Source organism: Pseudogemmobacter bohemicus, from assembly GCF_003290025.1.
Lineage (GTDB): Bacteria > Pseudomonadota > Alphaproteobacteria > Rhodobacterales > Rhodobacteraceae > Pseudogemmobacter > Pseudogemmobacter bohemicus.
Map to the genome: position 1 here is coordinate 556,380 of NZ_QNHG01000001.1, position 20,314 is coordinate 576,693.

General features: G+C 63.4%; 20 protein-coding genes, 1 tRNA gene and 1 pseudogene. 14 read left to right on the top strand and 8 right to left on the bottom strand.

The features are described 5' to 3' along the window. Positions 1–90 precede the first annotated feature (90 nt). Positions 91–1,425 carry a trigger factor gene (tig, locus tag DRF71_RS02615; RefSeq protein WP_112309029.1) on the bottom strand — a complete coding sequence of 445 codons (1,335 nt, stop codon included), beginning with the start codon at positions 1,423–1,425 and terminating at the stop codon, positions 91–93. A gap of 25 nt (positions 1,426–1,450) precedes the next feature. Further along, a tRNA-Leu gene (locus tag DRF71_RS02620) sits at positions 1,451–1,535 on the bottom strand. A gap of 258 nt (positions 1,536–1,793) precedes the next feature. Here DRF71_RS02620 and DRF71_RS02625 point away from each other — a divergent pair. After that, positions 1,794–2,279 (top strand): Hint domain-containing protein, encoded by a 486-nt coding sequence (locus DRF71_RS02625; RefSeq protein WP_112309030.1) that lies wholly within the window; start codon positions 1,794–1,796, stop codon positions 2,277–2,279. A gap of 118 nt (positions 2,280–2,397) precedes the next feature. Here DRF71_RS02625 and DRF71_RS02630 read toward each other — a convergent pair whose 3' ends face one another. After that, positions 2,398–4,080 (bottom strand): NAD(P)H-hydrate dehydratase, encoded by a 1,683-nt coding sequence (locus DRF71_RS02630; protein WP_112309031.1) that lies wholly within the window; start codon positions 4,078–4,080, stop codon positions 2,398–2,400. Positions 4,081–4,257: 177 nt separating this feature from the next. Between DRF71_RS02630 and DRF71_RS02635 the strand changes: the two genes are divergently transcribed. Both DRF71_RS02635 and glnA read left to right on the top strand, forming a co-directional pair. After that, on the top strand, positions 4,258–4,596 hold the full coding sequence (locus tag DRF71_RS02635; RefSeq protein ID WP_092896596.1) for a P-II family nitrogen regulator: 339 nt from the start codon (positions 4,258–4,260) through the stop codon (positions 4,594–4,596). A 105-nt stretch (positions 4,597–4,701) separates the two neighbouring features. Next, entirely contained in the window at positions 4,702–6,111 is a 1,410-nt protein-coding gene (glnA, locus tag DRF71_RS02640) for a type I glutamate--ammonia ligase (RefSeq protein ID WP_112309032.1), read from the top strand. A gap of 64 nt (positions 6,112–6,175) precedes the next feature. Here the strand turns inward: glnA and DRF71_RS29305 are convergent. From DRF71_RS29305 to rpsF, 4 genes and pseudogenes are all read right to left on the bottom strand, one after another. Continuing rightward, positions 6,176–6,713: pseudogene (locus DRF71_RS29305) on the bottom strand (ZinT family metal-binding protein). A gap of 311 nt (positions 6,714–7,024) precedes the next feature. After that, complete coding sequence (gene rplI, locus DRF71_RS02650; protein WP_112309033.1) at positions 7,025–7,597, bottom strand: 50S ribosomal protein L9; 573 nt, start codon at positions 7,595–7,597, stop codon at positions 7,025–7,027. A gap of 13 nt (positions 7,598–7,610) precedes the next feature. Continuing rightward, positions 7,611–7,838: a 30S ribosomal protein S18 gene (gene rpsR / locus DRF71_RS02655; RefSeq protein WP_011747229.1), complete on the bottom strand. Its 228-nt coding sequence runs from the start codon at positions 7,836–7,838 to the stop codon at positions 7,611–7,613. A 28-nt stretch (positions 7,839–7,866) separates the two neighbouring features. Then, positions 7,867–8,259 carry a 30S ribosomal protein S6 gene (rpsF, locus tag DRF71_RS02660; protein ID WP_092896604.1) on the bottom strand — a complete coding sequence of 131 codons (393 nt, stop codon included), beginning with the start codon at positions 8,257–8,259 and terminating at the stop codon, positions 7,867–7,869. A gap of 319 nt (positions 8,260–8,578) precedes the next feature. On the opposite strand from rpsF, the gene DRF71_RS02665 reads away from it, so the two are divergent. Next, on the top strand, positions 8,579–9,163 hold the full coding sequence (locus DRF71_RS02665; protein WP_112309034.1) for a YceI family protein: 585 nt from the start codon (positions 8,579–8,581) through the stop codon (positions 9,161–9,163). Between the two features lie 173 nt (positions 9,164–9,336). Here DRF71_RS02665 and DRF71_RS02670 read toward each other — a convergent pair whose 3' ends face one another. Continuing rightward, positions 9,337–10,575: a cytochrome b/b6 domain-containing protein gene (locus tag DRF71_RS02670; protein ID WP_112309035.1), complete on the bottom strand. Its 1,239-nt coding sequence runs from the start codon at positions 10,573–10,575 to the stop codon at positions 9,337–9,339. 168 nt (positions 10,576–10,743) lie between these two features. Here DRF71_RS02670 and fabD point away from each other — a divergent pair, with 168 nt between their 5' ends. The 10 genes from fabD (at position 10,744) to DRF71_RS02720 (ending at position 20,308) form a co-directional block, all read left to right on the top strand. Further along, positions 10,744–11,676, top strand: coding sequence for an ACP S-malonyltransferase (gene fabD, locus DRF71_RS02675; protein WP_112309036.1), 933 nt, complete (start codon positions 10,744–10,746; stop codon positions 11,674–11,676). 144 nt (positions 11,677–11,820) lie between these two features. Then, positions 11,821–12,558, top strand: a complete 738-nt coding sequence (gene fabG / locus DRF71_RS02680) for a 3-oxoacyl-[acyl-carrier-protein] reductase (RefSeq protein WP_112309037.1) — start codon at positions 11,821–11,823, stop codon at positions 12,556–12,558. A 219-nt stretch (positions 12,559–12,777) separates the two neighbouring features. Further along, positions 12,778–13,011 (top strand): acyl carrier protein, encoded by a 234-nt coding sequence (locus DRF71_RS02685; protein ID WP_092896614.1) that lies wholly within the window; start codon positions 12,778–12,780, stop codon positions 13,009–13,011. Positions 13,012–13,487: 476 nt separating this feature from the next. After that, complete coding sequence (locus DRF71_RS27150; protein WP_157970894.1) at positions 13,488–13,643, top strand: hypothetical protein; 156 nt, start codon at positions 13,488–13,490, stop codon at positions 13,641–13,643. Between the two features lie 638 nt (positions 13,644–14,281). Then, a complete protein-coding gene (fabF, locus tag DRF71_RS02695) occupies positions 14,282–15,541 on the top strand; it encodes a beta-ketoacyl-ACP synthase II (protein WP_112309938.1) in 1,260 nt (419 codons plus the stop codon). Between the two features lie 3 nt (positions 15,542–15,544). Continuing rightward, the gene (mltG, locus tag DRF71_RS02700) at positions 15,545–16,726 is read left to right on the top strand and encodes an endolytic transglycosylase MltG (protein ID WP_112309039.1); all 1,182 of its coding nucleotides are present in this window, start codon (positions 15,545–15,547) and stop codon (positions 16,724–16,726) included. Positions 16,727–16,982: 256 nt separating this feature from the next. Then, the gene (locus DRF71_RS02705) at positions 16,983–17,336 is read left to right on the top strand and encodes a hypothetical protein (protein WP_232831267.1); all 354 of its coding nucleotides are present in this window, start codon (positions 16,983–16,985) and stop codon (positions 17,334–17,336) included. After that, a complete protein-coding gene (locus tag DRF71_RS02710) occupies positions 17,287–18,630 on the top strand; it encodes a DNA-packaging protein (protein ID WP_198672049.1) in 1,344 nt (447 codons plus the stop codon). The genes DRF71_RS02705 and DRF71_RS02710 overlap by 50 nt, the downstream gene beginning before the upstream one ends. Before the next feature lie 209 nt (positions 18,631–18,839). Then, positions 18,840–20,066, top strand: a complete 1,227-nt coding sequence (locus DRF71_RS02715; RefSeq protein ID WP_112309040.1) for a phage portal protein — start codon at positions 18,840–18,842, stop codon at positions 20,064–20,066. Next, on the top strand, positions 20,063–20,308 hold the full coding sequence (locus DRF71_RS02720) for a GTA head formation protein, RCAP_rcc01685 family (protein ID WP_112309041.1): 246 nt from the start codon (positions 20,063–20,065) through the stop codon (positions 20,306–20,308). The genes DRF71_RS02715 and DRF71_RS02720 overlap by 4 nt, the downstream gene beginning before the upstream one ends. Positions 20,309–20,314: the final 6 nt, after the last annotated feature.

The window sequence follows — 20,314 nt, forward strand, 5'->3', positions numbered from 1 at the left end:
GGGCGGCGGAAATAATTCCCGCAAATCAACCGGCCAGAAAAAAGGCCGCCCCGGCAAGGGAGCGGCCCTATTTCCACGCTGATCCCTGGATCAGAGTTCGTCCAGCGCCTCGACGGCTTTCTGGAGATCGTCTTTCGACACGTCTTTCTCGGTCACTTTGGCAAGGCCGACGATGTGATCGACAACCTTATCCTCGAAGATCGGCGCGCGCAGCTGCTGCTGGATCTGCGGGTTCTTCTGCACGAATTCGAAATAGGCGCGCTCCTGGCCCGGATACTGGCGGGCGGTCTGGATCACGGCCTGGGTCATTTCGGCATCGGTCACGGTGACCTCGGCCTTGCGGCCGATTTCGGCAAGCAGAAGGCCCAGGCGCACGCGACGCTCGGCGAGTTTCTTATGCTCGTCGGTCGGCTCGATATTGCCGTGGTTATGGCCATGCTCTTCCGGGTGCTCTTCATGCCAGAGCTGATGCGCGATCTGGCTGGCTTCCGCCTCCAGCAGTTTCGACGGCAGCTCGAACGACACGAGACCATCCAGCTGGTCCAGCAGCGCGCGTTTCAGCACGGCGCGCGAGGCGCCTTTATACTCGGCCTCAAGGCGCTCACCGATCTGGGTTTTGAGAGCGGCCAGGTCCTCGGCGCCGAATTTCTTCGCCAGCTCGTCGTCGATCTCGGCCGCTTTCGGCGCCTTGACCTCATGCACGGTGCATTTGAACAGGGCCTCTTTGCCCGCAAGATGCGCCGCGCCATATTCGGCCGGGAAGGTCACCCTGACCTCGATCTCGTCACCGGCTTTGGCGCCGACCAGCTGATCCTCGAAACCGGGGATGAAGCTGTTCGAGCCCAGAACCAGCGGATAGCCTTCGCCCTTGCCGCCCTCGAAAGCCTCGCCCTCGACGAAGCCTTCAAAGTCGATCACGACCTGGTCGCCATCTTTCGCTTTCGAACCCTTCTTGCGGTCCTCGAAATTCTTCGCATTGTCGGCGAGGTTTTTCAGCGCCTCGTCAACATCGGATTCGGCGGCTTTGACGACCAGCTTTTCCAGAGCGACCTTCGATGTGTCGAGCTCCGGGATCTCCGGCAGGATCTCATAGGCCACAGTGACCACGACATCCTTCTCGGGCGACCAGGTCTCACCTTCAGCCATCTTGATCTCGGGCTGCAGCGCCGGACGGTCGCCGGTCGCCTCGAAGTGATCCTTCATGGCGCCATCGACGGCATCCTGCATGGCCTCACCCATGAGGCGGTCGCCGAATTGCTTGCGAAGGATCGCCAGCGGCACCTTGCCCTTGCGGAAGCCCTTGATTTCAATGTCGGGCTGCGCTTCAAGCAGCTTTTCCTGGACTTTGGCATCCAGTTCGGCGGCGGTCACCGTGATGGTATAGCCGCGCTTCAGGCCGTCTTTCAGGGTCTCGGTGACCTGCATCTCGTGTACCTTCCCAATCCTCAAATGGTGCGGGTGAAGGGACTTGAACCCCCACGCCGTAAGGCGCCGGAACCTAAATCCGGTGCGTCTGCCAATTCCGCCACACCCGCACGTCTCATGTTCCTCCGGGATGAGAAACGGGGACCGTCCGCCCATGGGCTGAACCCGGTCCCCGTATATCCCCGGAAAATCCGCGCCCTTCTAGCAAAGGCGCCAGATGGATGCGAGAGGAAAATCATTGCCACATTCCGGCCATAAGCCGGGCAGGGCAGACGGCAAAAGCCTGAAAATGAGCGCAGGCAGGTCCAATTCCTGCCACAGTCGGCGGCGAAACAGAGTCAATAAGCGCCGATATCAGGGACAAGACGATGACCATCGAAAGCCTCCTCAGCGTCGAAACCTTGCTTCCGGCTGTCGAAGTCACCGCAGCCTCCGGCCTCACCGTCGGCACCACGGTTCTTACCCTTGAGGGCGAGCTGCCCGTCCAGTTCCTGGCACCGGGCGACCGCGTGATCTCCCGCTCGGGCGCCAGGGTGCTGAAATCGGTCGAAGTTTCGGTGTTGCGCGATGCCGATATGATCCGCGTCAGCGCTTCGGCGCTTGGCCATGACCGCCCCGAAGCCGATTGCTTCATCGCGCCCGGCCAGAAGATCATGCTGCGCGACTGGCGTGCCAAAGCGCTTTACGGCCAGGGGGTCGCGATGATCGAGGCACAGCGTCTGTGCGACGGCGATTATATCCGCCCCGAGCTGGTCAGTGAAATCCGTATCTTCTCGCTGAAATTCGATCACGACGAAGTCATCTATGCCAATGGTATGGAACTCCTCTGCGAAGGCCAGAAGACCGCCGCCTGAGCCAGGCCTGCCCCTGAACAAAAAGCGCGGCGCCCATCCGGCCAGCCGCGCTTTGTCATTTCATGCTGGCGCCGATACTTCCGCCGGAGGCTGTCGCAACCGCGCAGGGGCGCCCCGGTCACAATCCCAGCCGGCGCATGACCCTGGGCAGTTCCCCGATCAGATCGCCGGCAATCAGCCCGGGGCCGAAACTCAGCGCGCTTTCCACATGCAGCCAGGCAGCGATACAGGCAGCCTGAAACGGCTGCTGCCCGCGGGCCAGCAAGCCGGTGATCAGACCGGCCAGCACATCGCCGGAGCCGGCAGTGGCCAGCCAGGGCGCCGCCCTTGCGCCGCTGGCGGAATGGATCGCCGCGCGGCCGGTCTGATCCGCGATCACCGTATCCGGCCCCTTGAGCAGAACCACACAGCCGGCGCGCGCAGCCGCCTCGCGCGCGGCATCAAGCTTTGAATAAGCCGGACCTGAACCCGGATCGGCTGCCAGCTTTGCTGCGATATCGGGGAAGAGCCGGGCAAATTCACCACCATGTGGCGTCAGGATGCAGCGCGGTGGCAGCGTCCTGGCGAGACCGGTTCTGCCCGCCAGAATCGTCAGCGCATCGGCATCCAGCATCAGCCCGCCAGTCACCGCATAGCCCTCACCGGGCGGCGCCCAGTCCAGCGCCGCCGTCACCAGCGCCGCCTCGCGCGCGCCGGTTCCAAGGCCCGGGCCAAGGCACAGCGCCCGGATCCGCCTGTCGCTCAGCAACCCGGTCAGCGCGCCGGCATCGGGCAGGGGATGCAGCATGACCTCGTCCAGACGTGCCGCATTCTCGGCCAGGGCATCGGGAGGCGGTGCCAGGGTGACCAGCCCGGCCCCCACCCGTAAAGCGGCCCGGGCCGAGAGCCGCGCCGCGCCGCCGCGCCCCGGCCCTCCGGCCAGCACCAGCGCATGGCCAAAGGTGAATTTATGGGTCTGATCCGCCGCCACCCAGCCCGCCTTTGACAGGGCTGAAGGCGCGAAACTGCCTGGCGGTGCGGAGACCAGAACCGGTTCGCTGGCCGGCGTCACCTGACCGAGCATCGCCAGTCTGCGCGCACCAATCCAGGCCGCGCCACCGCCCGATTTGCGCGGTTTGGGATCTGGCATCTGCCGCCAGGGCGCCACCCCGATATCGACCACCTGCAGCCTGCCGCAGATCCCGGGGCCGAGGCCGAGGAAATGGCCGGGCTTCGGGCTGTCAAAGGTGACCGTCAGCGCCACCCTCGGCGGCATGCCGTGGAGTTGCGGGGCGAGGCTGCGGCCGCTATCGGCGCAAAGCCCCGATGGCACATCCACCGCCACTATCTGCGGCCAGTAAATATCGCCGTTGCGGCCGCCGAGATGGGTCAGCACAGTGCGGATCTCGCCCTCCGGCGGTCGCGAGAGGCCGATGCCGAAAATCGCATCGACGAAGATTTCGGCCTCTTCGCGGCGCAGATTGCGCTCGGTCAGCGCCTCAACCGGGCCGAAAGCCCACCAGCGCCGCGCGTTCAAGGCGGCATCGGGCGGCATCTGGCCCGGGCGTGTCGCGGCCAGCACCCGCACCCGCCAGCCCTTCAGGTGCAAAAGCCGCGCGATCACGAAGCCATCGCCGCCATTGTTGCCCGGCCCGCACAGCACCACCGCCCGGCGCGGGCCCTCATCCGGCCAATGCGCCAGAATGGCCTCGACCACGCCCTGGCCGGCGCGCTCCATCAGTTCCAGCCCCGAGACCGCGCCGCTGGCAATCGCCGCCTGTTCCACCGCCCGCATCTGAGCGCCGGCCAGAATTTCGCTCATTTTTTGCCTGTTCGCTGCATAGGGGTTTCTGTTTCGCCTGTTTTTGCGACGGTATGATTAAATTTTGTGCAACACATGCGAATTTCCGCCAGGCTTTCCTGCTTGTCAGCCTATCCCGATTGCCGCTCTGATGCGAAAATGGTCGATGGTCAGGGACAAGAACGGAGGAGTCGGCGGATGAAGAAGGTTGAGGCGATCATCAAGCCCTTCAAACTGGACGAGGTCAAGGAAGCGCTGCAAGAGGCGGGCATCCAGGGGCTCTCGGTTACCGAGGTCAAAGGGTTCGGTCGTCAGAAAGGCCATACCGAGTTGTATCGTGGTGCCGAATATGTCGTCGACTTCCTGCCCAAGGTGAAGATCGAGGTGATCCTGGCCGATGATATGGTCGAGGCTGCGGTCGAGGCCATCGTCTCGGCAGCCCGCACCGACAAGATCGGCGACGGCAAGATCTTCGTCTCGCCGGTCGAGCAGGCGATCCGCATCCGTACCGGCGAAACCGGCGATGATGCGATCTGACCCGATGATCTGATCTGGCGATCTGATCTCAAGAATTCCGAATGCGGGCAGGGCGGAGGCTCCGCACAGCCCGGATAGTGTTAACCCTGAACGAAAGGCAGTCAGATGAGCGCGGTTGCGAAGGCTCTCAAACTGATCAAGGACGAGGAGGTCGAATATGTCGACGTCCGCTTCACCGACCCGAAAGGCAAGCTCCAGCACGTCACGCTGGTTGTTGATCTGATCGACGAAGACTGGTTCGAAGAAGGCTTTATGTTCGACGGTTCGTCGATCGCGGGCTGGAAGTCGATTGATCAGTCCGACATGAAACTTATCCCTGACCCGACCTCGATCTATCTCGACCCCTTCTATGCCGAGAAAACGCTCGCGGTGCATTGCAACGTGGTCGAGCCCGACACCAACGAGGCCTATGACCGTTGCCCGCGTCAGACCGCGACCAAGGCAGAGGCCTATCTGAAAGCATCGGGCATCGGCGATACCGCCTATTTCGGCCCGGAAGCTGAATTCTTCATCTTCGACGATGTGCGCTATTCGGTGACCCCGCAAAAGGTCTCGTTCCAGATAGACGCCGAGGCGGCTGCCTGGAATACCGATGCCGAGATCGAAGGCGGCAACCTCGCCCATCGTGCGGCCCATAAGGGCGGCTATTTCCCGGTCAATCCGGTGGATGAGGCCCAGGACCTGCGCGGCGAGATGCTCTCGACCATGAAGCGCATCGGAATGAAGGTCGACAAGCATCACCACGAGGTCGCCACCTGCCAGCACGAGCTGGGGATGATCTTTGGTGGTCTGGTTGAACAGGCTGATAACATTCAGAAATATAAGTATGTGATCCACAATGTGGCCCATGCTTATGGCAAGACCGTGACCTTTATGCCCAAGCCCATGAAGGGCGATAACGGCTCGGGGATGCATGTGAACATGTCGATCTGGAAGGGCGGCAAGCCGCTTTTCGCGGGCGACAAATATGCGGATCTGTCGCAGGAGGCCCTGTGGTTCATCGGCGGCATCCTGAAGCACGCCAAAGCGCTGAACGCGCTGACGAACCCTTCGACCAACAGCTATAAGCGTCTGATCCCGGGCTTTGAAGCGCCGGTTCTGCGGGCTTACTCCGCCCGCAACCGCTCGGGCTGCGTGCGTATTCCGTGGACCGAATCGCCGAAAGCAAAGCGTGTTGAGGCTCGTTTCCCTGATCCGGCCGCGAACCCCTACCTGGCCTTTGCGGCGTTGCTGATGGCTGGTCTGGACGGGATCAAGAACAAGATTGATCCGGGCCCGGCATCGGACAAGGACCTTTACGACCTGCCGCCGGAAGAACTGGCAGCAATCCCGACCGTTTGCGGTTCGCTCCGCGAGGCTCTGGAAGAGCTGGAAAAGGACATGGACTTCCTGCTTGCAGGCGACGTGTTCACCAAAGACCAGCTGGAGGCCTATATCGGTCTGAAATGGGAAGAAGTGTATGCTTACGAGCATACGCCGCACCCGATCGAATATGCGATGTACTATTCCTGCTGATCGCGGGAACGGAAACGGGAAAGGGCGGCCGGGAGGCCGCCCTTTTTCGTTGCTTCGGAAGGGGTTAGTGCGCGTTTATCTCGTCGACGATTTCCGCCCGGCTCAGTGCGGCTGGGTAACAGGTCGGCCAGTTGATGACTTCCGACAGCAGCGCGGCGCGATCATCACCGAAATAGAGGTGGAAGTGATCCGCCTTTTGCGGCGCAATGATATGGTCGCTGAACTGGATAAACCCCGGCCGCCCGCATCGCCGGTGGTCTTTTTGAAGATGAAGCGGACGCCGCGATTGCCCTTTTCATAGCTCAGGATCTCGTATCCGTCGCTGGCATAGGTGCCGGTTGCAGTCTCGCCGGCGCGGGGGACGCTGATCTGGCCTCCCTGGAAGGTGATCGCGTTGGTATCGGTGGCAAGCCGGTCTCGTAGCAGGCTTTGTATTTGGCGGCGGATTTGTCGCCGTGATCGGTCTTCTGCGCCAAGACCGGGGCGGGCATGCCGTCTTTCAGCAGCGGACAGACCGATTGCCAGGCGCCCTCCCAGTCGGAGAGCGGGCGGGCCGCGCCCTGGCTGCCGTTGTAGATCCGGGCTTTGGCGTCGTCCTGCACATGGGAATGATCATGCGCGTGATCGTGATCCTTGCCTGCAGTTCAGGCCTGGGCGAGGGAAAGCGAGGCGGTGAGGAAAAGCGCGCTCGGGGTGAGCGGGCGGGAGAGCGAATAGGCCATGATCATGGATCCTGTTATTGATTGATTGTGCAATATTATAACAAAAATGGATTGGGCGAGGCTGTCAGGACTGGTAAGGGAGCGGGAAGGGCTGTGGCGCAAAACGGAGCAGCGGCGGATCAGGGGGCAACAGGGCAATGAAAAAGGCCGCACCCGGGGGCGCGGCCTTTCTGTCTGGTAAGCGAGAGGGCTTATTCGTCGTCCGAGGCGGCAGCGCCCATTTCGTCGAACAGTTCCGAGATCTCGAATTCGGCCTGGGCTTCCGCCTCGGCTGCGAGTTCCTGGACCGACTTGCCCGAAGCCTGGAGTTCGGCTTCTTCGACCGAACGGGCCACGTTCACTTTCACAGCGACCGAGACTTCCGGGTGCAGCACGACATTGACGTCGTGGATGCCGAGGAACTTGATCGGCTGATCCTGAACGATCTGGGTGCGGGCGAGGGTGAAGCCTTCGGCGGTCGCGATTTCGGCGATGTCACGCGGGGTGACCGAGCCGTAAAGCGCGCCCGATTCGGAAGCCGAACGGATCACGATGAAGGTCTGACCGTCGAGCCTGGCAGCAACGACTTCGGCCTCTTTCTTCGTTTCCAGGTTGTTGGCTTCAAGCTGCGCCTTGCGGGACTCGAAGCCTTTGATATTCGCCTCATTGGCGCGCAGCGCCTTGCCTTGCGGCAGGAGGAAGTTGCGGGCATAGCCCGGCTTCACGTTGACGACTTCGCCCATCTGGCCAAGTTTCGCCACGCGCTGGAGAAGGATCACTTGCATAGGTCTGTGCTCCTCACTTCACGGCATAGGGCAGCAGCGCAAGGAACCGTGCGCGCTTGATGGCCCGTGCCAGTTCACGCTGCTTCTTCGCCGAGACGGCGGTGATGCGCGAGGGGACGATCTTGCCGCGCTCGGAGATGTAGCGCTGCAGGAGGCGGGTGTCTTTGTAGTCGATTGCCGGAGCATTGTCGCCCGAGAAGGGGCAAACCTTGCGGCGGCGGAAAAACGGTTTATTCGCCATGGTTTATGGACCTTTCTTCAGGCGTTGATCAGCGACGCTCGCGGCGTTCGTAACCGCCACGGTCGCCGCCTTCGCGGTCGCCACGGCCTTCACGCTCGTCACGTTTCTGCATCTGAACCGAGGGGCCGTCGGTGTGCTTATCGACCTTGATGGTCAGGATACGCATCACGTCGTCATGCAGACGCATCAGACGTTCCATTTCCTGCACTGCGGCAGCCGGAGCATCCGACTTCAGCAGGGTGAAATGGCCCTTGCGGTTCTTGTTGATCTTATAGGCCATCGTTTTGACGCCCCAGTACTCGTGCTCGACGACCTTGCCGCCGTTATCCGCGAGAACCGTGGAGAAATGTTCGATGAGGCCTTCGGCCTGCGCGTTGGAAAGATCCTGGCGCGCGATGAAGACATGCTCGTAAAGCGGCATGAGGCTTCCTTGCTGACAGGGCGGCTTCATAGGACGGGCAAAGACCTTTCCGGGCCCGTCCACGAGAGGCTACGCCGGTTCATGGGTATTCGGAAAGGATGCGGCCTTATACAGGGAAAAGCCTGCGGCACAAGCCTGCAAAGCCTGAAACGGTCAAAGGATCTGCGCGGGTACCGGCGATTCTTTGCGGATGTGCGTGGGCCTTACTCTGGCAGAGGGTGTTCATCTTTGCAGGGATGGTGTTCGCTTGTGCTGAATTGTGTCTCAGGGAAGTTGCGGCGCAGTTTGACACCATGGATGTTTTTTCGGAGTTCTGAACATGAAGCCTTCGCGCTCTTTCGCTTTTGCGGCCGCTCTGGCCAGCCTTATCTCGGCGCCTGCATTTGCAGAACCCGTGAAATACACACTCGACCCCAGCCATAGCCAAATTTTGTTCACCTTCAATCACCTTGGCTTCTCGACCATGACGGGGATGTTCAGCGGTTTCGAAGGCACGATCATGTTTGATCAGGAGAATCCGGCTGACAGCTCCGTCGAAGTGACGTTTCCGGTTTCCATGATGCTGACCGGCTGGGAAGCGCGCGACCAGCATTTCGCTACGGCCGATTTCTTCGATCCGGCAAAGGCTGAGACGGTGAGCTTCAAATCGACGTCGATTGAAGTGACCGGAGAAACCACGGCTTTGATTACCGGCAGCCTGTCGATGAACGGGGTGACCAAAGATGTTGTGCTGGATGCCACTCTGACCCAGGTGGGCGAGCAGCCGATGCTGAAGAAAGAGTGGGCAGGTTTCACCGCGACCACCACTTTGCTGCGCTCGGAATGGGGCCTTGGCATGTTCACCCCCTTTATCGCCGACGAGATTCCGGTGACGATCAACATCGAGGCTGGCAAAGCCGAGTGATCCACTGAGGTTTGGACGCTGTTCGAAAGGCCGTTCGGAGAGATTCGGGCGGCCTTATTCTTTTGGTGAGGCTGTCTTCCTGGGGGGGTATCCTTGCAGGGCGACAGGGGGCGGTAAAATAAAAACGCGCGCAGCGAAGGGCGCGCGTTTAGAGTTTTCAAGGATCGGAGCCGTTATTCGGGCCGCCTGGCGGTCAATTCGATTGTCACCAGAACGGGGAAACCTACAGAGGATTCGTCATTATAGTTTTCCCCCATCGCGAAATCGCGGCGGTCAAGCGTGGTCTCGCCTTTCATCGCGGCGCCGGTCCCGGTCATGGTGAGGGTGAAAGGGAGCGTGACGGGGATCGTCTTGCCGCGCAGATCGAGGCTGCCTTCGGCGATATAGGCCTCACCGTCTTCGCGGATCGTGGCGGTGAAGATCGCAGCCGGGTAATTTGCGACGTCGAAGAAATCGGCACCCTTCGCCTGGTCGGAGACCGAGCCGAGGCTGAGGCTTGTCGTGTCGATTTTCACGGTGACGGCGCCGTTGGTGCCATCGGTCGGGGTCTCGTCAAAGGTGATATCGGCGGACCAGGTGGCGAAGCTGCCGGCAACCGCGCTGCCCATTTGTTGCACCGAGAGGGCGAGGCTGCCGCTTTCGACCTGCCAGCTGCCGGCGGCGGCTTCGGCGGCCGGGGGCGCGGCGGGGGCGGTTGGGGCTTCGGCGACAGTGACTTCGGCGGTGGGGGCTGCGGCATTGGTGGGATCGGGGCGCGAGATCGTCCAGGCGCCAAAGCCTGCGGCCAGCCAGAGGAGAAGGGCCACCACCATCGGCGCCCGCGCCTGATGCGGGGTTCCGGCCTGGGAGGGCGTGCCTTTGACCATCCGCGCCAGCGTCACATCGCGGTCGATCACCACATGTTTCAGTGCTCCGGCGATATGGAGGACCAGCGAGGCCAGCAGGATCTTGGTGAAGATCCCGTGCATGATGCCGAAAATATGGCCGATGCTTTCGGATTTCGGGACAAAGGGCAGGTTTTGGCCGAAGGGCCAGAGGATCGGTGCGAAACCTTCGACGGCGGCGTGATGGATCCAGCCCGAAAGCGGCACCAGCACCAGCGATGCATAGAGCGACCAGTGAACCAGCTCTGCCGCGAAGGTTTCCAGCTTGCGGCCGGGATGGATCGGGGCGGGGCGGGTCTCGGTCAGGGCCCAGAGGATGCGGGCCAGGGCTACGAAGAACACGGTGACGCCAAGGGTTTTATGGATCGAAAAGAGCTGCGCCTTCAGCGCCAGTTCCTCGGATGTGGCATAGGGCAGGTTCCCGGCGATCATGCCAAGGGGGAAGGTGGTGAGGATCAGGGCGGCGGTCAGCCAGTGGAAGATGCGGCTGACGCGGCCATAGCTGGCAGCCGTGTTGCGGGCTTGCATGGGGAACTCCGGTATTGGTCTGCGGCGGAAGATAGCAGCATTGGTGCGGGCGGTAACCGTGGTTCACGGCACAGGCGCTGCACAGGCTCTGTGCGGGGGATATGCGCTCAACATTGCGAGAGGGGGGGGATCGCGCTATTCCGGGGGGAAATTCATGGAGGATCACGCATGAGCCGTGCATTTGTTTTTCCCGGTCAGGGCGCTCAGGCGATCGGGATGGGGATGGAGCTGGCCGCTGAATGGCCGGTGGCCCGGGCGGTTTTCGACGAGGTGGACGAGGCTTTGGGCGAGAAGCTCTCGGCTCTCATCCGTGAGGGGGATATTGCGGCGCTGACGCTGACCCAGAATGCGCAGCCGGCGCTGATGGCGACCTCGATGGCTGCCGTGCGGGTGCTGGAGGCGGAAGGGTTCCCGCTGAAGGGGACGGCGGATTTCGTCGCGGGGCACAGCCTTGGCGAGTATTCGGCGCTTTGTGCGGCGGGGAGCCTGAGCCTGACCGACACGGCGCGGCTCTTGCGGGTGCGGGGCGTTGCGATGCAGGAGGCGGTGCCGGTGGGTGTCGGTGCCATGGCGGCGCTGCTGGGCCTTGACTTCGCGGCGGCGTCGGAAGTGGCGGCCGAGGCGGCCCAGGGGGAGGTTTGCCAGGCGGCGAATGACAATGACCCGGCACAGGTGGTGGTCTCGGGGCATAAGGCGGCGGTTGAGCGCGCGGTGGAGATCGCCAAAGCGCGCGGCGCGAAGCGGGCGATCCTGCTGCCCGTCAGCGCGCCCTTCCATTGCGCGCTGATGCAGCCGGCGGCGGCCAGGATGGCGGAGGCTCTGGCCGGGGTGGTGATCTCGGACCCGGTGGTGCCGCTGGTTGCCAATGTGCGGGCCGAGGCGGTGACCGAGGCCTCAAAAATCGCGGATCTGCTGGTGGCGCAGGTGACGGGTTCGGTCCGCTGGCGGGAATCGGTTCTGTGGATGGAGCGCGCGGGTGTGGCCGAATACTGGGAAGTGGGGGCCGGCAAGGCGCTTTCGGGTATGATCCGGCGCATTCAGAAAGAGGCCGTGGTGAAAGCCGTAGGGACGCCGCAGGATGTGGCGGCGCTGAAGGGCTGAGGGCGGATCGGTGGACAGGCCGGGGACTGGCCGGGGGCAGCCCCCCGCGACCATTGGTTTCTGGAACCAATGGCGAAATCAATGGTCGCACCCCGGGATATTTAAGGACAGATGAAAAGGTCTCAGACCTTTGGGAGATGGGTGATGTTTGATCTGACGGGAAAGACGGCGCTGGTTACAGGTGCTTCGGGCGGGATCGGCGCGGATATTGCGCGGGCTTTGCACAAGGCGGGCGCGGTGGTCGGGCTTTCGGGGACGCGGGTGGCGCCTCTGGAGGAGCTGGCGGCGGAGTTGGGGGAACGGGCGCATGTCCTGGCCTGTAACCTTTCGGTCGCCGAAGAGGTTGAAGGGCTGGTGAAGCGTGGCGTCGAGGCGATGGGATCGGTCGATATCCTGGTCAACAATGCCGGGATCACCCGTGACGGGCTGGCCATGCGGATGTCGGATGAGGATTGGGCATCGGTGATCGACGTCAACCTGACCGCAAGCTTCCGGCTGTGCCGGGCGGCGATCCGGGGGATGATGAAGGCGCGCTATGGCCGGATCATCAATATCTCTTCGGTCGTGGGGACGACCGGCAATCCGGGCCAGGCGAATTATTGCGCCTCGAAAGCCGGGATGGTGGGGATGTCGAAAGCCCTGGCCTCTGAGGTCGCGAGCCGGGGCATCACCGTCAACTGCGTGGCGCCCGGGTTCATCGAGACTGCGATGACCGATAAGCTTAATGAGGCACAGAAGGGGGGGATTCTCTCGGCGGTGCCGGCGGGGCGGATGGGACGCCCGGAGGAGATTGCGGCGGCGGTCGTCTATCTTGCCTCGGGTGAGGCGGGCTATGTCACCGGCGCCACTTTGCATGTGAATGGCGGAATGGCGATGATCTGAGCATTTCCGGGCCTTCGGACGGGGCTGGCGGCTGGCCGGCACTTGACCTTTGACCCGGAAAGCATTTGCCATGGGGCGCGGCTGTGCTATAGCGCGCGCCAGAATCCCGGGGGCTCGCCCCGGTGCTGCCGTGATCGGGACACCACACCCGGCGCGGATAACCAGGCCCGAGAACCAGGCCCGGGGGCATGACCCCGCGAACGGAGTAGAGGACGTAACATGAGCGACATCGCAGATCGCGTGAAGAAGATCGTTGTCGAGCATCTCGGCGTTGAAGAGGACAAGGTCACCGAGACCGCCTCGTTCATCGACGATCTGGGTGCTGACTCGCTGGACACGGTCGAGCTGGTCATGGCTTTCGAGGAAGAATTCGGGATCGAGATCCCCGATGACGCCGCCGAAACCATCCAGACCTTCGGCGACGCGGTCGGCTTCATCTCGAAAGCTGTCTGATCGTTTCGTCCCGGACGGGATGAGGAAAGGCTCTCCGCTTGCGGGGGGCCTTTTGTTTTTGCGGGCTGATGTCTGAGCTTGCGCTGGGGCCTGTGCAAGGGCGGGCATTCCCCTGGTTCCGCCGCAAAACCGGTCACACCGAATGGGATTAAGGGCGGAACCTGTTGCGCCGGAGCCTCGTAATGGGTCTTGCCCGTGTTCTGCCAGGTCTCGCCCTGATGGGGGGTGCTGTCTTTCTGCCTGCGGAACGCTCCTGCGGTGGATCGGGACCTGAGCAGGCGTGGCATGCTGCGAAACGGGGCGATGTCGATGCTCAGTCCCAGCCTCGGGTTGTTTATCTGGTCGGTGAGAATGTGACCCCGGGTAGTGGGGAGGCCGCCAAATGGCATCTTGCCGCATCCGGGCAGGGCCATCCCCGGGCGCAGAACAAGATCGGAATCATCTGTGAGGCTGGCATCGGGCTGGAGATGGACCCGGTGAGAGCTCATGCATGGTGTCTCGCCGTCTCGAAAGGGGGCCTTGCTGTCGGGACGTTCAGCGTGGCGCGGGGCCTTATGACCGAATTTGGTGTGGCCAAAGACAAGGCCGAGACCCGCAAACGGCTGATGCTGGCGGCAAAGCAGGGGACATGAACGTCAGGTTCTGTTCTGGCAAGATTTTCCGGATTGGCTGGGCTACCGCAAGAAATCCTCACCTGGCCGGGAAATGGTATCGCGCGGCGGCTGAAAAGGGCCATGCCGGGGCGCAGATTGCGCTGGGCATTATTTATAGTGGCACCGAAGGGTTTGAGGTGAACAGTGCTGAGAGCATCAGGTGGTCAGCCGCATCGGTGGAACAGGAAAACAGTGATGCCCGGCGGCGCCTTGCGCTGACCCATACATCGGGATTCGGTGCGCCAAAGGGCTGCGATCAGCAGCCAGGGGGGCATGGTGGTCGCAGGCCAGGGAGACCGGAGCGCATTGTGGATGGCCCTGCCCCTGGCAGGCTGGTGGGCGGGGAAGAGGAGATTTCCACCATTTCTGCTCTGGCTGTCTTTCGGCCTGGCGGATTTTTCACCGACCGGGGCACGAAGTCATCCGCCCGCCGGATTTGTGATCGCCGGTTCCTCCCCGCAAGGCGAGCGCAGCCCGCCAGGGGAAAGCAGGCTTTCGGGGGAATGCTGCGCAGCCAAATGGCGCAGCTTTGCCCGCGTTGCGCCCCTTCTGTTGCGGGGGCGCGGGTGCGCGTGTATCAGGCGAAGGGAATGATCGCCTTTCTGGGGAGTGCACATATGCGCCGTGTCGTCGTTACGGGTCTGGGAATGGTCACGCCGCTGGCTTCAGGCGTGGAGGAAACCTGGAGCCGCCTGCTGGAGGGAAAATCCGGTGCAGGGCCGATTACGCGGTTTGATGCCTCGAATCTGGTGACGCAATATGCCTGCGAGATCCCGCGCGGCGACGGTTCGGATGGCACCTTCAACCCCGATGACTGGATGGAGCCGAAAGAGCAGCGCAAGGTCGATGAATTCATCCTTTACGGGATGGCGGCGGCAGTTCAGGCGGTGACGGATTCGGGCTGGGAGCCGGTCTCGGAAGAGGACAGGGAACGCACCGGGGTGATGATCGGCTCGGGGATTGGCGGGCTGTCGACGATTGCCGAGACGGCGGTGCTGATCAAAGAAAAGGGGCCGAAACGGGTTTCGCCTTTCTTCATCCCGGGGTCGCTTATCAATCTGATCTCGGGGCAGGTTTCCATCCGCTTTGGCTTCAAGGGGCCGAACCATGCGGTGGTGACGGCCTGCTCGACCGGGGCGCATGCGATTGGCGATGCGGCGCGGCTGATCATGCTTGGCGATGCCGATGTGATGGTGGCGGGCGGCGCGGAAAGCCCGATCTCGGAAATCGGTATCGCGGGGTTCAATGCCTGCAAGGCGCTGTCGACGAAACGCGCCGATGATCCGGCCAAAGCGAGCCGCCCCTATGACGCGGATCGCGATGGCTTTGTCATGGGGGAGGGTGCCGGTGTCGTCGTGCTGGAGGAGTATGAGCACGCCAAAGCGCGCGGCGCGAAGATTTACGCGGAAGTGCTGGGCTACGGGCTTTCGGGTGATGCCTATCACATCACCGCGCCGTCGGAGGATGGTGATGGTGGCTTCCGTTCCATGAAGGCCGCGCTGGCGCGGGCGGGGATCACGCCGGATCAGGTCGATTACATCAACGCGCATGGCACGTCGACCATGGCGGATACGATTGAGCTGGGCGCGGTGGAGCGCCTGCTGGGCGATGCGGCCTCGAATGCGGTGATGTCTTCGACCAAGTCGTCGATTGGCCACCTGTTGGGCGCGGCCGGCGCGGTGGAGGCGATTTTCTGCATCCTCGCCATTCGTGATCAGGTGGCGCCGCCGACGATCAACCTCGACAACCCGGCGGTTGCACCGAAGCTGAACCTCGCCCCCAATAAGAAGATCGCGCGCAAGATCGACATCGCGCTGTCGAACAGCTTTGGTTTTGGCGGCACCAATGCCAGCCTCGTGCTGGGTAAGGTCAAGTAATCTATGTGGAAAAGCATCGCCTCGAATGCGCTGACATTCTTTATCGTGCTGCTGATTGCGGCGGCGGCGCTGGTGGCCTGGGGGCGGAATGTCTATGTCAGGCCAGGACCGCTGACCGAGGCGGTTTGTGTGCAGGTCGAGCGGGGCGCCAGCCTCGCCTCGGTCTCGCGCAATCTTGAGGCGCGGGGCGCGGTTGCGGATGCGCGGATCTTCCGGATCGGCGCGGAATATTCCGGGCGCTCCAAGGATCTGAAATTCGGCTCTTATCTGATCCCGCCCGGCGCCACGATGGAGGACGTTCTGGGGGCGCTGACGCTGGGAGGGGCCTCGACCTGCGGGCAGGAGATCCAGCTGGTGATCGGTGTCGCGAGTTCGAATGTGGTGCTGCGCGAGCTGGATCCGGCGACGAACCGCTTTGTCGAAGTGGCGAAATTCGCCCCTGATGCGGTGGAGAAGCCGGCAGAATACACCGAGGCCGAGGCGCAGGCGGATATGCGATTCACGGTGACGGTGGTGGAGGGCGTGACCTCTTGGGCGGTGGCCGATGCGCTGAAGAAGGTCGACTTCATGGCGGGTGAAATTGCCGCCGTACCGCCGGAGGGATCGCTGGCGCCGCAAAGCTATGATGTGATCAAAGGCGGCGACCGCGCGGCGCTGATCGCGCAGATGACGGCGAACCAGGAGCGGATCATCGCGGATCTGTGGATGGGGCGCGATCCCGATCTGCCCTATGATACGCCGGAACAGGCGATGATCATGGCCTCGATCATCGAGAAGGAAACCGGGGTGCCGGATGAGCGCGGGCTGGTGGCGAGCGTTTTCGTCAACCGCCTCCGCCAGGGGATGCGGCTGCAGACCGATCCGACGGTGATCTATGGCATCACCAAGGGCGAGGGCGTGCTGGGACGGGGCCTGCGCCAAAGCGAGCTGCGCCGGGCAACCCCTTATAATACCTATGTTATTGGTGGTCTTCCGCCGACACCGATCGCCAATCCGGGCCGCGCCTCGATCGAGGCAGCGCTGCATCCGCAGGAGTCGGATTATGTGTTCTTTGTCGCCGATGGCACCGGCGGCCATGCCTTTGCGGTGACCCTTGCCGAGCATAACGAGAATGTCGCGCGCTGGCGTGAAATCGAGGCTCAGCGGGGCGAGGCGGGTCAGGGTGGCGTGCAGAGCGCGGACTGATCGGAGCTGAATTTCCGGCAAAACATTAAAGAAACGTTAATGCGGGGTTCGGTTAAGCCATTGTTTTTGTTGAATTTTTATCTTGACTCTGCGCCCGCTCTGACGTAGAGATTGTGACATGCTGAAACAGGTGTGAAAGCGGCCAGGGGGTGACCCGGGGCCGCTTTTTTATGTCGCGGGTCTTTCACCGGGCAGGCCCCGGACAGGCCGGCGCAGCTGGCTTTTGAAGGGACGGCATGAGGGCGGGCTGGCATCTATGACGATCAGATTCACGGAGGGTGACGGCGACCCCGACCGCGCAGCAAAAAGCGCTGATGCAGCCGGGGCGCTGAACCTGACCGAAGAGCTCTACCGGATCGCGGTGGAGGAGTTGAACGAGGCCTTCGCGGGCATTCGCGTGGGAAAATTTGAACTGGCAAAAGAGGGCAGGCGGGCGGTCAGGGATCTGGCCGATCTGTCAAAGGCGCTGCTGGAGGAGAGAAGGAATGTCGAGAAACTCCGCAAAGAGCTTGCCGGAGGGGGCGCCTCAGACGGCGAACTCGACCTCGGTGCGGCGCGCGATGAGATCGGGCGCCGATTGGCTCGCCTCCGCGCTGCCCGGGGAGATTGACGAATTCCTGGGTGGGTTAAGCGACAATGCGCTGCGCGCGCTGCCCTGGATTTTCGACTTCTGGGCGCTGCCGCATCAGATGCCGCCTGAAGGGGCATGGAAGTCCTGGGTGATCATGGGCGGGCGCGGTGCGGGGAAGACCCGGGCCGGGGCGGAATGGGTGCGGGCCATGGTCGAGGGCGATACGGTGGATGCTCCGGGCCGGGCAAGGCGGGTGGCGCTGGTGGCGGAAACGCTGGAACAGGCGCGCGAGGTGATGGTGCTGGGGGAGAGTGGCATTCTGGCCTGTTCGCCCCCGGACCGGCGGCCGAAATGGGTTGCCGCGCGCAACCGGCTGGAATGGGCGAATGGGGCGGTGGCGCAGCTTTTCTCGGCGCATGATCCGGAGCGTCTGAGGGGGCCGCAATTCGATGCGGCCTGGGCGGATGAGCTGGCGAAATGGCCGAAAGCGGCGGAGACCTGGGATCAGCTGCAATTCGGCCTGCGGCTGGGGGACAATCCGCAGCAGGTGGTGACGACGACGCCGAGGAATGTGGCGGTGCTGAAGGCGATCTTGCAGAACCCTTCGACCGTGGTGACCCATGCGCCGACCGAGGCCAACCGGGCCTGGCTGGCCGAGAGTTATCTGGAAGAGGTGAAGGCGCGCTATGGCGGCACCTCGCAGGGCCGCCAGGAGCTGGAGGGGCTGCTGGTCGAGGAAGCCGAGGGCGCGCTCTGGTCGCGGGCGATGATTGCGCAGTCGCAGGCTTCGGCCGAGATTCGCCCGCTGCGGGTGGTGGTGGCGGTGGACCCGCCGGTGACAGCGACCAAGAAGTCGGATGAATGCGGCATCGTGGTGGTCGGCGCGGATACCAGCGGGGCGCCGGCCGACTGGCGGGCGGTGGTGCTGGCCGACCGGACGGTGAAGGGCGCCAGCCCGGATGGCTGGGCGCGGGCAGCCGTGGCGGCGATGGAGGAATTCGGCGCCGAGCGGCTGGTTGTCGAGGTGAACCAGGGCGGAGATCTGGTCGCAGGCGTGGTGCGTCAGGTCGATCCGCTGGTGCCGGTGCGCGAGGTGCGGGCGATGCGGGGCAAGATGCTGCGTGCCGAGCCGGTTGCGGCTTTGTATGAACAGGGCCGGATCGCGCATCAGCGGGGCCTCGGTGATCTGGAAGAGCAGATGATGAAGATGACGCGGACCGGCTGGCAGGGGCAAGGCAGCCCCGACCGGTTGGACGCGCTGGTCTGGGCGCTGACCGAACTGATGATCGCGCCTTCGTCCAGGATCGGCCAGCCAGGGGTGCGGACGATCTGAGATCTCATACCGGGCTGGCAGCTGAGGGGCCGTCCGCAGGTTACCAGGATCCGCGGGCCAGAAGAGCAGGCGGGCATCCTGCGGTTTGCGGAAGGGCCGGGGGCCAGCCCGCAGGTTACCAAAAGCCGGGGGCCAGCCCCCGGGACCCCCGGAGTATTTGGATCAAGAGGAAGATAGCGGGAGGGGTGCCTTTTCGGGGCGGCTTTCGCATGGCTTACGAAAGGAGCGGCTTTGTGTTCGATTTCCTGAAGGGCAGATCGAGGGTGCCGCCGGTGCCCGAGCTGAAGGCGAGTGCGACCGGGCGGGTAATCGCCCGCTCGGTGCCGGGGGGCGCGGGTCGGGTGGCCTCGGGCGCGCGCGATGTGGTCTCGCTGACGCGGGCGGGGTTTCAGGGCAATCCGGTCGGGTTTCGCGCGGTGAGGATGATCGCCGAGGCGGCAGCGGCTTTGCCGGTGATCTGCCAGGATTGCGAGCGCCGCTATGAGGCGCATCCGGTGCTGCGGCTGTTGTCGCGGCCGAATGGGGCGCAGGGGCGGGCCGAGCTTCTGGAGGCGGTTTACGGGCATATGCTTCTGACCGGCAATGCCTGGATCGAGGCGGTGCCGGGCGAGGATGCGCTGCCGGGGGAGTTGCATGCGCTGCGCCCCGACCGCATGGCGCTGGTTCCGGGTTCGGATGGCTGGCCGGTGGCGTTTGACTATTCCGTGGCCGGGCGGGTGCATCGGTTCGAGGTCTCGGACGGGGTGAGCCCGATCTGTCATATCCGCAGTTTTCACCCGCAGGATGACCATTACGGGTTGTCGCCGATGCAGGCGGCAGCGGTGGCGGTGGATGTGCACAATGCGGCCTCGGCCTGGTCCAGGGCGCTTTTGGACAATGCGGCGCGGCCTTCGGGGGCGATCATCTACAAGGGGGCTGACGGGCAGTCGGTGCTGACGCCGGACCAGTATGACCGGCTGGTGTCCGAGATGGAGGCGCATCACCAGGGCGCGAAGAATGCCGGGCGACCGATGTTGCTGGAAGGCGGGCTCGACTGGAAGCCGATGGGGTTCTCGCCCTCGGATATGGAGTTCCACGAGACGAAGCTGGCAGCGGCGCGGGAGATTGCGGTGGCGTTTGGGGTGCCTCCGATGCTGATGGGGATCCCCGGCGATGCCACCTATGCCAATTACCAGGAGGCGAACCGGGCTTTTTACCGGTTGACGGTGCTGCCGCTGGCCAGCCGTGTGCTGGCATCGCTGTCGCATTGGCTGGCGGGGTTTGGCGGCGAGGTGGTGGAGCTGCGGCCTGATCTGGATCAGATCCCCGCGCTGGCGATGGAACGCGACCAGCAATGGGCGCGGGTGGGGGCGGCCACATTCCTGACAGATGCCGAGAAACGGGCGCTTCTGGGCCTGCCGCGTCTGGCTGAGGCTGGCGATGAGGGGGCGGAATGAGCCAACGCAAGGAGGGGACGGGCTCGCGCTTTGTCTTCGACAGTTTCGATGCCGCCCATGCCCGGATCGAGGCCAATGAGCGGGTGATGGAAGAACGCTGGGCGGGGCTGGAATTTCGTCTTGGCCAGATCGACGCGGCGCTGGAGCGTCTGGAACGGCGGATCTGGCTGGGGGTTTACGGGGTCGCGGGCTTCCTGCTGGCGCAGGGAGCCGAGGCGGTGATCCGGGCGGCAATGAAATGAGGGGTT